This is a genomic window from Streptosporangium becharense (assembly GCF_014204985.1).
GTDB classification, from domain to species: domain Bacteria; phylum Actinomycetota; class Actinomycetes; order Streptosporangiales; family Streptosporangiaceae; genus Streptosporangium; species Streptosporangium becharense.
Genome location: NZ_JACHMP010000001.1, coordinates 2,817,968 through 2,829,975 on the forward strand (window position 1 = coordinate 2,817,968; position 12,008 = coordinate 2,829,975).

Genomic DNA, 12,008 nt, shown 5'->3' on the forward strand with positions numbered 1-12,008 from the left:
CCCGTCCCCCCGGATCGTCCCCGGCGTCCTCACAGCGTGCCCGACTCCCCCTGGTCTCCGACAGATAGCTGAGCGTTTCCCCCGTGAGCGACATCCGTTCCTTCCAGATGCCGGCCCCCGATGACGACGGCCCCTCCGGTGCCGACGCCGGCAGGTCCACCGGTGGGCAGGGCCGGACCCCCGCCGGGTGGCCGGTGCCCGACCCCGCGCGAGGAGCCGGCCCGGCCCAGCCCGCCTGGCCGGAGCCGCCGGAGCGCCTCCCCGCCGCCCCCGGCTGGCACTCCCGGCCGGACGGCATGCGGGAGGAGAGCCCCGGCGAGGTCACGGAGTGGGGCGGCTACCCGGCCTACCGGGAGCCCCGGGCCGGTGAGTCGTACGACTCCCAGGACCCCCTCGACCTGTCCAAGCCCCTGGCACCCGACCCGATGCCCCTGGAGTCGGCCTGGGCCCAGGAGTCCCTGCGCGGGCACGATCCCGCGCAGGTGCCGGGATCCCCGTGGGCGCCGGAGTCCTCCCCGGGGCACGACCTGGCGGGAGGCCCGGAGCCCGCCTGGGGGTACGACCCTCCGGGGGCGACCCGGCAGTCTCCTCTTCCGCACGCCGCTCCCGTCTCCCCCCCGCCCGTGCACCAGGCGCCGCCCCCGCTGCCCGCCTGGGCGGAGGCCCCGCCGTCCCGGCCGCAGCCGGGGGCGTCCCCGGCCGGCGACCAGCCGTCCGGCACGCACCCGTACGCCGGCGGCCCGGCCCACGGCACGCGGCCCGGCCCGGGAGCGCGGCCGCCGCACCCGCGTGACGGGGCACACCCGCAGAGCGCACGCCCGCAGACGGCTCCGGCGTCCCCGGAGACGGATTCCGGCCCCCCCTTCTCGTACTGGCAGAGCACCAGCGGGCAGCGGTCGTCGTTCTGGACGCACGCCGCCGAGCCCGAGCGGGAGGCGGAGCTGGAGCGGCAGGCGGAGCGGGAGCGCGAGCCGCAGGCCGTGGAGGCGCCCGCCGCGCCTGCGGCCAGGAAGAAGCGTGAGCCCTACCTCGACAACGTCAAGTTCGTCCTGATCGCCCTGGTGGTGGCCGGTCACTCGCTGGTGCCCACCCTGGACGCGCACTCGGCGAAGTCGGCGTACATGTTCATTTACATGTTCCACATGCCGGCGTTCGTACTGATCAGCGGCTATCTGGGACGGAACTTCTGGAACTCCAACGCCAAGATCAACAAGCTGGTCGACACCCTGCTGATCCCGTACGTCGTCGTCGAGATCGGTTATGCCCTGCTCCGCTTCGCGCTCGGCCAGAAGTGGAGTCTCACGATCATCGACCCGGCATGGCTGAACTGGTATCTGCTGGCGCTGGTGCTGTGGCGGATCTCCACGCCCGTCTGGACCCGCATGCGGCAGCCGCTGCTGGTGGCGGTGGGCATCTACCTCATCGCGGGATTCTCGGAGATCTCCGGTGACTTCAGCATCGACCGCTTCTTCGGCCTGCTCCCCTTCTACGTGCTCGGCCTGCTGCTCAAGCCCGAGCACTTCGACCTGCTCAAGCCGCTCTGGGTGAAGATCACCTCGGCGGTCGTCCTCGGGGGCGCCGCCGTGGTGGCCGTCCTCATCGCGCCTCACGTCAAGCTCGACCCCGTCTACTTCCGCTACAGCTTCAAGGCGATGGAGCTGTCGTGGTGGATGGGACTGGGCGTGCGCGCCGCCGTGCTCGTCGCGGCGCTGGCCATGTCGGCCGCGGTGCTCGCCCTGGTGCCCAGGGGTGAGACCTGGTTCTCCGACCTCGGCACCCGCACGCTCTACGCCTACCTGCTCCACGGCGTCGTGGTGCTCATCGCCAAGGACCAGGAGTGGCTGAGCTTCCCGTGGCTGTACGGCCCACTGGGGGTCCTGGCGATCATGTCGATGTCGTTGCTGCTGGCCATCGTGCTGTGCCTGCCGGAGACCCGCACGCTCTTCAAGTGGCTGCTGGAGCCGCGCCTGGTCTGGCTCTACCGCCGCCCCGCGGGCCCCGACGGCACGCCCGCCACCGCGCCGGCCGGACCCGCGCCGGCGACCGCCTCCGGCACCGCGGCACCCGCCGCCGGAGGCACCGGGGGCACCCCGGGTCCTGCGGCCACCGGTACCGGGAACGCCCCGGGAGGCTTCCCGGGGAGCACTTCGGCAGGCTTCCCGGCAGGCCCCGCCACGAGCGCGGGCGGCCCACCGCGGGGCGCCACCTGAGACCCCGGCCGGTAGAGTTCAGCCCCAGTTACCCACCGGTTCACCCAACACATCCGGTGCGGACGGAACCGGCGCTCAGCATCGGCATATGCGGGTATGTGTCGGGACAATCGTTCATCACCCGGAAGACGCCCGGATCATGCATCGGCAGATCCGGGCGCTCCTGGAGGCGGGGCACGAGATCACCTACGTCGCCCCCTTCACCGACTGCAACGTCACCGCGGATCCCCGGATCCGGGCGATCGACGTTCCCCGCGCGACCGGCCGCCGCCGCTGGCGCGCGCTGAAGGCCGCCCGGAGCGCGCTGAAGCGCGGCGTGCAGGACGCGGACCTGTTGATCGTCCACGACATCGAGCTGCTGTTCCGGCTGCCGAGGCGGCGCCCGGCCACCGTCTGGGACGTGCACGAGGACACGGCCGCCGCGCTGGAGACCAAGGCGTACCTGCCCGAGCGCCTGCGTCCGATCCTGCCGGGGCTCGTGCGCCGGATCGAGTCCCGCGCGGAGCGCCGCCTGCACCTGATGCTGGCCGAGGAGTCCTACCGGGAGCGTTTCACCGGCCCCCACCCCGTGGTTCCCAACACCACCTACGTTCCCCGGCGGCAGCCCGCGCCGCCCGGCCGCAACCGGGTGGTCTACGTGGGCCACCTGTCCGCCGCCCGCGGCGCGGCGGAACTGGTCGAGCTGGGCCGGCGGCTGCTCCCGCACGGGATCAGACTCGACCTGATCGGCGCGGCCGACCCCGACGTCCGGCCGGTCCTGCGGGACGCCCAGCGGCAGGGCCTGCTCGACTGGTACGGCTACGTGCCCAACCGGCACGCGCTGCGCATGGCCGAGGGGGCGATCGCCGGCCTGTCGCTCTTGCACGACGTGCCCAACTACCGGCGGTCGATGCCGACCAAGGTCATCGAGTACATGTCGCGGGGCATCCCGGTGGTGACCACGCCGTTGCCCGCCGCCGCCTCGCTGGTCGAGCGGTCCGGATGCGGTCTCGTGGTGCCCTTCGGGGACGTGGAGGCGGCGGTGCGCGCCGTGCTCGCACTGCGGGACGACCCGGCCGGGGCGGCGGAGATGGGTGCCCGGGGTCACACGGAGGCGCTGGCCCGTCACAACTGGCCGGACCACGCGGGCGACTTCGTCGGCCGGCTGGAGGAATGGGCGGGCCGACGGGTGACGTCGGACGTGGAGATTGGTGTACTGGAGGCATGGCACGCCATCTGATCCAAGGACGCGAGGTCGCACTGCCGGTCCGCGTCCGCGATGCCTCGGTCTACAGCGCGTCCTATCTGGTCCGGGCGGACGCCGCCCGGGCGGTGATCGCCTACTCGCGGCTGGACGTCGCCGAGGTGATCCCCCGCAAGGCCCTGTGCACGCTGGTCTTCATCGACTACCTCGACGGCGACCTCGGCCCGTACCACGAGTTCGGCGTCGCCTTCCTGGTCCGGCCGCCGGACGCCGGGCACGCCCCCCGCGGCGGGCTGCGGGCGAATCTGGCGGAGCTGTACCGGACCGGCGCCGGGGCGTTCGTCCACTGGCTTCCGGTCGACCAGGGATTCACTCTGGAGGCGGGCCGCACGATCTGGGGTTTCCCCAAGGAGCTCGCCGACATCGACCTGCGCACCTCCTCGCCGTACAAACGGTGCGTCCTGCGCAAGGACGGCCGCCTGGTGCTGGACCTGCTGATCAAACCCGGCCTCCCGGCGCCCGGCACCGGCATGATGACCGCCCTGGACGCCTACACGCACCAGGACGGCGTCACCCGCCGGGTGCCGTGGTCGGTGTCGGCGCGCGGGGTCCGGGCACGGGCCGGCGGCGCGCTGATCCGCCTGGGCAACCACCCGGTGGCCCGGGAGCTGAGCGAGCTCGGCCTGCCCAGGCGTGCCCTCGTCACCGCCACGGCCTCCCGTGTCACCATGGCCTTCGACGAGGCCAAGGACGCCTAGCGGGACGCGCCGGCCTCCATCAACGCGAGGTAGCCGTCCTCCAGGGTCGGTACGGCGGGCCGCGCGTCCGCGGCCGGGGGCGTGGCGGAGACGACACGGTAGCGCATGGCGGGGCCTTCGGGCAGGACGGAGACGATCCTGCCGGTCGTGGGGGCGGGGCCGGTGGTGGTGAGCGTCCACACCCGCCGGTCGGCGTAGGAGACCAGCCCGGCGATGTCGCCGTGGAAGACCAGGCGGCCCCCGTCCATCACCGCGACCTGGCGGCAGGTCTGCGCCACGTCGTCGAGGATGTGGGTGCTGAGCAGGACGGTGCGGTCGCCGGCCAGCTGGGAGAGCAGAGTGCGCAAGCGGATGCGCTCCTCGGGGTCCAGACCGGTGGTGGGCTCGTCCACGACGAGCAGCCGGGGGTCGGCGAGCAGCGCCTGGGCGATGCCGACGCGGCGCAGCATACCGCCGGAGAAGCCCTTGAGCCTGCGGTCGGCGGCGTCGGTGAGCGAGACCGTCTCCAGCAGCTCGGCGATCCTGCGGCGGCGCTCGGCACGGCGGTCGATGCCCTTGAGCAGGGCGATGTAGTCGAGGAAGCGGCGGGCGGTCAGCTCCGGGTAGACGCCGAGGTCCTGCGGCAGGTAGCCGAGGGTGCGTTGCACGGCCAGGCGCCCGCCGGGGGTGGTGATGTCGTGGCCGCCGACGCGGACCGTGCCGGAGGTGGGCTTGAGCAGGCCGGTCAGGATCCGCATCAAGGTGGTCTTGCCCGCGCCGTTGGAGCCGAGCAGCCCGTACATGCCGGTGGGGATGTGCAGGGTCACCTCGTCGACGGCACGCACACCGCCCTTGTAGGTCTTGGTCAGCCGGGTGATGTCGATGTTCATCTCAGGACTCCGTGCGGGTGGCGTGCAGGCGGATCAGGGCCGGCGGGGCCAGGGTGTGCGCGTGGATCAGGGCCGGCGGGGCGGGAGCGGACGCGTGGACGGTCCGCGCCGGGGGCCGGCGGACCCGGCCCGGGAACCCGTGGCACGTGAGCACGGTCATTCCTGATCACCGCCGAGGACACGCTCGGGGTCACCGAGCAGGTACCAGGCGGCCCCGGCCATCAGCAGGGCCGTCACGAGCAGGGTCAGCCGGTTGGGCAGCCAGTCCTGCGGCTCGATCCGCTGCGAGGTGGCGAACACGGAGACCAGCCGGGTGAGCGGGTGACCGTGCAGGGCTCCGCCGAAGAGCTGCCCGGCGAGCCAGAGGAAGGCGACCAGCGTGGTGGCGGCCGCGGTGCTGCGCAGCACGACCGACGCGAGCAGCCCCAGCGCCGCCGTCCACAGGGCGGGGGCCAGCCAGGTGAGCTGGACGCCCAGCCCCTTGGGTGCGTCCCGCAGCAGGTCCCACCAACCGGTGGTGACGACGAGCGTCACGCCGGCCAGGACGCACGCGCCCGTCCACCCGAGTGTCAGGGTCAGGCGGCGCGTCAGGGTGGAGCGGTATCGCGTCGGCGCGACGAGCTGGAGCTCCAGCGCGCGGTCGCCGCCGATCAGCGAGGCCGCGACCATACCGGTGACGAGCGGGGCTCCCGTCTCGATGAGCACCAGGAGCATCCAGGCGGCGCTGCCCTCGTGGGCGCCGAACCCGCGGAAGGCGACCATCAGCACGATGACCAGGAGAAGGGCCGGCGGGGCCGCCAGGGCACCGGGCCCGGCCCTGCGCATCTCGTACGACCAGAGGTCGATGGGTCTCATGACCGGTGAGTTGCGGGCGGGCACCGGATCGGTTCACCCCCGCCGCGACGTCATCGCGGCGGGTGGACGGCACGACCGGCCGAGTCGGTCAGACGATCGGCGGGCGGCCCAGGCGCAGCATCCGCCAGGCGGTGTTCCAGGCCATCGGACGGCGCTCGCCGGCGGGCTCCCGGAGCCCTTCGGCGAAGCCCTTGAACCAGGAGCGCAGGGCCGAGGAGGACCGCTCGCGGACGAGGGTCAGCACGACCCAGTTGAGCAGGTACAGCAGGGCCAGCGGCCACGGGAGGTTGCGGCGGGCCAGCCAGACCCGGTTGCGGGCGTTGAGCCGGTAGAAGTCGGCGTGCCTGGTCGGGGGAACCTGCGGGTGGTACATGACCGTCTTGGCGTCGTACTCGATGCGGTAACCCTCGCCGAGCAGCCGCCAGGCCAGGTCGGTCTCCTCGTGGGCGTAGAAGAAACGCTCCGGGAGCCCGCCGACCTGGAGGAAGGCCGACCTGCGGATCGCGCAGGCCCCGCCCAGGAAGGTGGTGACCGGGGAGGACCGCTCGGGATCGCCGGCCCGCAGCCGGGGGACGTGGCGGCGCTGGCCGGTGCCGCCGTCGGGGTCCATCACCCGGAAGGAGACGACCGCGAGGTCGTGCTCGGTGGAGAACCGCTCGCGCAGGTGGGAGACGAGCCCCGTGTCGGCGTACCAGCCGTCGTCGTCGAGGAAGAGGACGACGTCGCCCGAGCACTCCTCGACGCCGCGGTTGCGACCGGCGGGGATGCCCGCGTTGTGGCCGAGCCGGAGTGTCTTCACCGAGGCCGACGACCCCTCCGGGATCGACACCGACAGTTCGGGGACGTCGGCGCCGTTGCCGACGATGACGACCTCGACGTCACCGTCGGACTGGTTCAGCGCCGACTCGACCGCCCGTCCCAGCTCGGGGACCCGGTTGCCCATGGTGAGGATGACGCACGAGATCTTCAACGGGTCATCGCCTTGACGCGTTGAGAGCACGTACGAAACATACCTTCATGATCACCGAGTCTGCTGGGGGCGACATTTCCGACGGGACCGCTGGTTGCTGGTTTACCGGATGACAAGCGTATCGGAACCGGCAGCGAACACCCACCAAACAGCGAGGTGTTCGCACCTACGACGTGTCGCGACGCCGTCCGGTTCCTCATGACAGCCGCCTGGACGCCAGAATGCTGACCAGGTGCAGGACCATCTGGAGCGCGGCGACCGCCACGCAGGCGACCGCGAGGATCCGGGTGGCCGCCAGTCCCCCGTTGACCGCGTCCCACAGGGCGGCGACCACGACGAGGATGGACAGCTCCACCGCCTGGACGACGCGGTGGAACTTCAGGGCCGCGGCGGCCTTGCGGGCCAGGCTCAGCCCCCGCGACCGGAACTGCTCTGCGGACGACTCGGTCGCCGCGACCAGCCCCGAGCGGGCACGGGCCACGTCGACCAGGTCGGTCTCCGCCTTGATCAGGATGGCGCCGAGCGCGGCGGCGAACCCCGCCACGGTGTACCAGTCGGGGAGGGTCTCCGAGGCCCGGAAGCCCAGCCCGATGAGCAGCGCCGCCTCGGCGAAGTAGTGGCCGACCCGGTCGAGGTAGACACCGGTGATGGAGGTCCGGCCGGTCCAGCGGGCCAGCTCGCCGTCGGAGCAGTCGAGCAGCAGGTAGAGCTGGACCAGCAGGGCCGCGGCGAGGGCCGCGGCGAAGCCGGGCAGCGCGAGGACCGCACCCGCCGCCAGCCCGGTGAGGATCATCAGCCAGGTGGTCTGGTTGGGCGTGATCGGGGTCTTCGCCAGGAACCAGGTGACGTAGATCGACAGCTTGCGCATGTACAGCACGCCGGCCCAGTGCTCGCCGCTGTTGCGCTCCATGGTCGAGTGCGGCTGGGCCACCGCACGCAGCTCAGCGACCGACGGCCCGGACATAGTCCTCTACCCGATCACGGATCTCCGACTCCGACAGGCGCAGGTGCTCAAGGATCGTGTAGCGCCCGGGACGGGTCGAGGGCGCCAGCATGACGGCCTTGGTGAACTGCTCGGTGGTCAACCCCACGTCGGAGGGGGTGACCGGCAGCTCGTGCCCGCGCAGGCAGTCGACGACCTGGGGGAGCCTCCGCGAGTCGTCGCGGAGGAAGAAACAGAATGCGGCACCTATCCCGGCGAGCTCGCCGTGATTGGATGTGCCGGGAAAGAGCTGATCCACGGCATGCAGGATCTCATGGTCTCCGCCACTCGAAGGACGGGACGAGCCGGCGATCACCATGGACATCCCCGACAGGATGAGCGATTCGGCCAGCACGGTGAGGAAGGCGTCGGACTCGATCGAGTCGCGCCTGCCGATCACCGCCTCCGCCGCGGTGCGGGCCATCGAGCAGGCCAGGCCGTCGATGGGCTCGCCGCGCTCGGCCGCGGCGAGCTGCCAGTCGTCGATGGCCGACAGGTTGCTGACCACGTCGCCGACCCCGGAGCGGACCAGCGACGGGGGTGCGTCGTGCACGAAGTCGAGGTCGACCATGATGGCCAGCGGCATCGGCACGCCGAAGGAGCCCTTGCCGCCGTCGTGCGTCAGCGAGGCGACCGGGGAGCAGATCCCGTCGTGCGACAGGTTGGTGGCCACGGCCACCATCGGGATCCCGGCGAGCGAGGCGGCGTACTTGGTCGCGTCGATGGTCTTGCCGCCGCCGATGCCCACGACCGCCTCGTACGCGCCGCGGCGCAGGTCGGCGCCGAGCGAGATCGCGGCGTCGACCGAGCCGTCGGCGACCCGGAAGACCCTGGCCTCGTCGAGGGAGGGGGCGATGACCTCGGCGATCCTGTCGCCCTGGCCGACGCCCACCGCCACGGCCACCCGCCCGGAGGTCGCCACCCTGCTGTCGGCGAGCAACGAGCCGAGCTGGGCGATCGCTCCCCGCCGCACCTCCATGGTCAGGGGGGCGGGGAGCATCCTGGCTAGTATCGGCACGCGATCTCCCGCGCCTTCGCGAGGTCGTCGTGGTTGTCGACCTCGACCCACGGGACGTCGCCGATGGGGGCGATCGCGATCTTCTCGCCGCGGGCGACGAGCTCCTGGTAGCCGTCCTCGTAGTACAGCTGCGGGTCGCGCTCGAAGGTGGCCCGCAGCGCGTCGGCGAGGCGCTCGCCGATGCCGGGGCGGATGAGGGTCGCGCCGATGTACTCACCGGCGGCCTGGGCCGGGTCCATCAGCTTGGTGATCAGCTTCAGGTGGCCGTCACCGTCGAGGGTGACCTTCATCTCCTCGTCGGCGAGCTTCTTGACGTCGTCGACGGCGAGCAGGATGTCACTGGTCACCGGCGCGGACAGCAGGGTCCGCTCCACCGAGACGGGGTGCACCGTGTCACCGTTGACCAGCAGGACGCCCTGGTCGAAGTAGTCGCGAGCGCACCACAGGGAGTAGGCGTTGTTCCACTCCTCCGCCTTGTCGTTGTGCACGAGGGTGAGCTTGACGCCGTGCCGCCGCTCCAGCTCGGTCTTGCGCTCGTGCACGGCCTGCGCCTGGTAGCCGACGATGACCACCACGTCGCGGAGATCCGCCGCCGCGAGGTTCCGCAGCGAGATGTCCATGATCGTGGTGTCGCCGTCGACCGGAACCAGCGCCTTGGGCAGCGTGTCCGTGTACGGCCGCAGGCGTCGTCCGGCCCCGGCGGCCAGCACCATTCCCAGCAACGTGCACTCCTCATCCACATGAGAGCCCCCCGGCGGGCACTCCTGGCCCCAAAGGTTAGTTGCCTTCGGGGCCTGATCGTGTAATCGAGGGTTTGCCGGGCGTTCTCAATCGTGGGCGCCCATATCGACCGCGTCCACCCCGAGACGCGGGGCGGCCAGCCAGCAGGTGACGCTCTCCCAGGCGAACAGCCCCCACAGGTACAGCGAGAGCAGGACGAACATCAGCGTGACCTGGTCGGCCAGGCCGCCCAGGGAGACCATGAGCATCCGCCCGTCCCAGCCCAGGCCGGCGGTGGCCAGCCACGGCGGCGGGTAGACCCGCTGCCGCAGGCGGTAGACGACGTCGTAGTGGTGGAAGGCCGTCGCGCCGAGCAGCATGAAGATCAGCACCGGCGGCACGTCGCGCGCGAAGCCCACCGAGGCCACGAACCCGTACTCGGTCAGGCGCAGGATGGGCGGGACCAGCCAGTCGAGCCGGCCGTCGTGCGGGTGGGAGCTGCCGGGGCCGGCCAGCAGCAGCACCACCAGCGGGGCGAAGACCGCCAGGTCGTCGGCTTCCGCCACGCCGACCAGCAGCAGCACCCCGGTCACGAACATCCCGACCACCGCGGGCGGCAGCGGCGGGAGCTGCCCGGCCACCAGCGCTCCCATCGACCGCGACAGCACCCCGTCGTCGCGGTAGGCGACCACGACGCTGCGCGGTACCGGTGTCATGTGCGCAGTGGTAATGATCACATCCGCCTTCCCGCCGGCGTCACCGGCTCAACGACCTTCCCACCCTGCCGGTGAGGGTGTAGAGCGCGGCGGCGCCGCCCCAGACCAACAGGGCGATGAAGGTCACCCGTGCGTTGAAGACCGCGGCGGTCACCGCGATCAGGGCCATCCGTTCCCCGATGGGCAGTACGACGATCTTCTTGAGCCAGCGGGTGAGGGGGACCCGCTCCAGGCTCCGCGAGAGCCGCACGACGGTGTTGCCGCGGTCCGGCTCGGCGGAGGCGCCCGCGGGCGCCTCCGGGGCTCCGCGCGGGGCCGCGACCGGAGATCCCGTCATCCCCCGCTGGGATCCGCCCGTGCCCGCCCCCTGGAGGGCCACCAGGCCCGTGCCGGACGGTTCCGGGACCCCTGACGCCGCCCGGCGTCCGGCCTCGCTCACGCGGGCGGTCAGCGAGCCGGGCGTCCTGGCGCGGGCCGCCCCCACCCGGGCCGCGTCGGCGCGCGCTCCCGCGTACGAGAAGTCGATCATGTGCCGGAGCACCTGCAGGATCATCGCGGCCACCGCCAGCGCCCAGATCCCCTGCGGGCCGCCGCCGGTGGTCTCCAGCCCAGCGGTGTAGCCGACCGCGAGGCCCACGTAGACCACGTACTCCTTGACCCGGTCGAAGGTCGCGTCCAGCCACGCCCCCAGCGGGGAGAAGGCGCGTGTGTACCGGGCGAGCTGGCCGTCGACGCAGTCGAGGACGAACGACAGGTAGAGCAGGACCGCCCCGGCGACCAGCGCCGGCCGGGTGCCCGTGGCGAACCAGACGGCGGCCAGCGCGGCCAGCCCGACGGACATGCCGGTGACCGCGTTCGGCGTCAGATGGAGCCGGGCGGCCGCCTTCACCAGGTGCCCGGACCAGGAGCTGACCCCGTAGGTGGCGAAGAAGCCGTCGTTCGCCTTGACCGCGGAGGCGAGCCGCACCGCGGCCTCGTCCACCTCGGCCAGTCGTGCCACGGCCGCGTCGGCCCGCTCCTGGCCGGCCGGGCCGGTCACCCGCCCGGCGTGGAGCGGCCCGAGCCGGGCGGCCCTGACCCGGGTGCCGGAGCGGACCAGCCCCACCAGGAGCAGGTCGACGGCCTCGCCGCCGTCCATCGGGCCGAACTCCCCGGCCGCGACCAGGTCGGCGAGCCTCTCCGCGGTCGCGGCGAAGTCGCCGCGGTCGGCCGCGCCGACCTGTAACGCACCCCGGAAGGTGGCGTCGGCCTCCTCGACCTGGTGGAAGGAGGTGCCGGCGGCCACCACGCACCCGCCCTCGACCCTGACCGGCGGGCACCCCGGCCCGGCGTCGCCGGCGGCGCCAACCAGCGCCGCGGAGTCGCGCGCGGGGTGGGCGAGGAGCACGGCCAGCGCCTCGGTGTGCGCCACCAGGTCGCCCGCGACCACGGCGACCGGCCCGGCGGCCGCGCGGGCCGCCTCCGCGACCCGGCGCAGGTCGTCGCCGAGGTCACGCGACCCGTCGCCTCCTATCGTGTGGGTGCCGCCGGCGGCGTGGATGACGTCGCCGGACCGGGTGACCACATGGACGTCCCCGACCGGGAGGGCGAGCAGCTGCCCGGTCAGCCGTTCGAGGAGGGTCTCGCCGGAGCAGCGCAGGCCGGACCCCCCGGTGGTGGCCAGCACGACGACGGCCGTCCCGGGGACGGCGGACGGGACGGTGGCGTGCGGATCAGGCAACATGGGC

The 12,008-nt window shown here is 72.7% G+C and carries 12 protein-coding genes; 3 read left to right on the forward strand and 9 right to left on the reverse strand.

From position 1 onward, the window contains the following. The first annotated feature begins 83 nt into the window (after positions 1 to 83). From F4562_RS35780 to F4562_RS11995, 3 genes are all read left to right on the forward strand, one after another. The gene (locus tag F4562_RS35780) at positions 84 to 2,210 is read left to right on the forward strand and encodes an acyltransferase family protein (protein ID WP_184538664.1); all 2,127 of its coding nucleotides are present in this window, start codon (positions 84 to 86) and stop codon (positions 2,208 to 2,210) included. A gap of 88 nt (positions 2,211 to 2,298) precedes the next feature. After that, positions 2,299 to 3,429: a glycosyltransferase gene (locus F4562_RS11990; RefSeq protein ID WP_184538662.1), complete on the forward strand. Its 1,131-nt coding sequence runs from the start codon at positions 2,299 to 2,301 to the stop codon at positions 3,427 to 3,429. Beyond that, on the forward strand, positions 3,414 to 4,151 hold the full coding sequence (locus tag F4562_RS11995; RefSeq protein WP_184538660.1) for an acetoacetate decarboxylase family protein: 738 nt from the start codon (positions 3,414 to 3,416) through the stop codon (positions 4,149 to 4,151). Before F4562_RS11990 ends, F4562_RS11995 begins: the two co-directional genes overlap by 16 nt. On the opposite strand, the gene F4562_RS12000 is transcribed toward F4562_RS11995, so the two are convergent. The 9 genes from F4562_RS12000 to F4562_RS35790 all read right to left on the reverse strand — a co-directional run bounded on the left by F4562_RS12000 (position 4,148) and on the right by F4562_RS35790 (position 12,004). Then, on the reverse strand, positions 4,148 to 5,020 hold the full coding sequence (locus F4562_RS12000) for an ABC transporter ATP-binding protein (protein ID WP_184538658.1): 873 nt from the start codon (positions 5,018 to 5,020) through the stop codon (positions 4,148 to 4,150). The two genes, F4562_RS11995 and F4562_RS12000, sit on opposite strands and share 4 nt — an antisense overlap. A gap of 1 nt (position 5,021) precedes the next feature. Next, positions 5,022 to 5,180: a hypothetical protein gene (locus F4562_RS12005; RefSeq protein WP_184538656.1), complete on the reverse strand. Its 159-nt coding sequence runs from the start codon at positions 5,178 to 5,180 to the stop codon at positions 5,022 to 5,024. After that, entirely contained in the window at positions 5,177 to 5,875 is a 699-nt protein-coding gene (locus F4562_RS12010; RefSeq protein WP_184538654.1) for a hypothetical protein, read from the reverse strand. Before F4562_RS12010 ends, F4562_RS12005 begins: the two co-directional genes overlap by 4 nt. A gap of 88 nt (positions 5,876 to 5,963) precedes the next feature. Next, on the reverse strand, positions 5,964 to 6,845 hold the full coding sequence (locus F4562_RS12015; RefSeq protein WP_184538652.1) for a glycosyltransferase family 2 protein: 882 nt from the start codon (positions 6,843 to 6,845) through the stop codon (positions 5,964 to 5,966). Between the two features lie 196 nt (positions 6,846 to 7,041). Then, entirely contained in the window at positions 7,042 to 7,809 is a 768-nt protein-coding gene (locus F4562_RS12020; protein ID WP_184538650.1) for a CDP-alcohol phosphatidyltransferase family protein, read from the reverse strand. Further along, complete coding sequence (locus F4562_RS12025) at positions 7,787 to 8,827, reverse strand: iron-containing alcohol dehydrogenase family protein (protein WP_184538648.1); 1,041 nt, start codon at positions 8,825 to 8,827, stop codon at positions 7,787 to 7,789. The genes F4562_RS12020 and F4562_RS12025 overlap by 23 nt, the downstream gene beginning before the upstream one ends. 5 nt (positions 8,828 to 8,832) lie before the next feature. Further along, positions 8,833 to 9,567 carry a phosphocholine cytidylyltransferase family protein gene (locus F4562_RS12030; RefSeq protein ID WP_184538646.1) on the reverse strand — a complete coding sequence of 245 codons (735 nt, stop codon included), beginning with the start codon at positions 9,565 to 9,567 and terminating at the stop codon, positions 8,833 to 8,835. A 105-nt stretch (positions 9,568 to 9,672) separates the two neighbouring features. Further along, positions 9,673 to 10,281 (reverse strand): DUF5941 domain-containing protein, encoded by a 609-nt coding sequence (locus F4562_RS35785; protein WP_221206147.1) that lies wholly within the window; start codon positions 10,279 to 10,281, stop codon positions 9,673 to 9,675. A 40-nt stretch (positions 10,282 to 10,321) separates the two neighbouring features. Continuing rightward, on the reverse strand, positions 10,322 to 12,004 hold the full coding sequence (locus tag F4562_RS35790) for a CDP-alcohol phosphatidyltransferase family protein (RefSeq protein ID WP_184538645.1): 1,683 nt from the start codon (positions 12,002 to 12,004) through the stop codon (positions 10,322 to 10,324). Positions 12,005 to 12,008 lie beyond the last annotated feature (4 nt).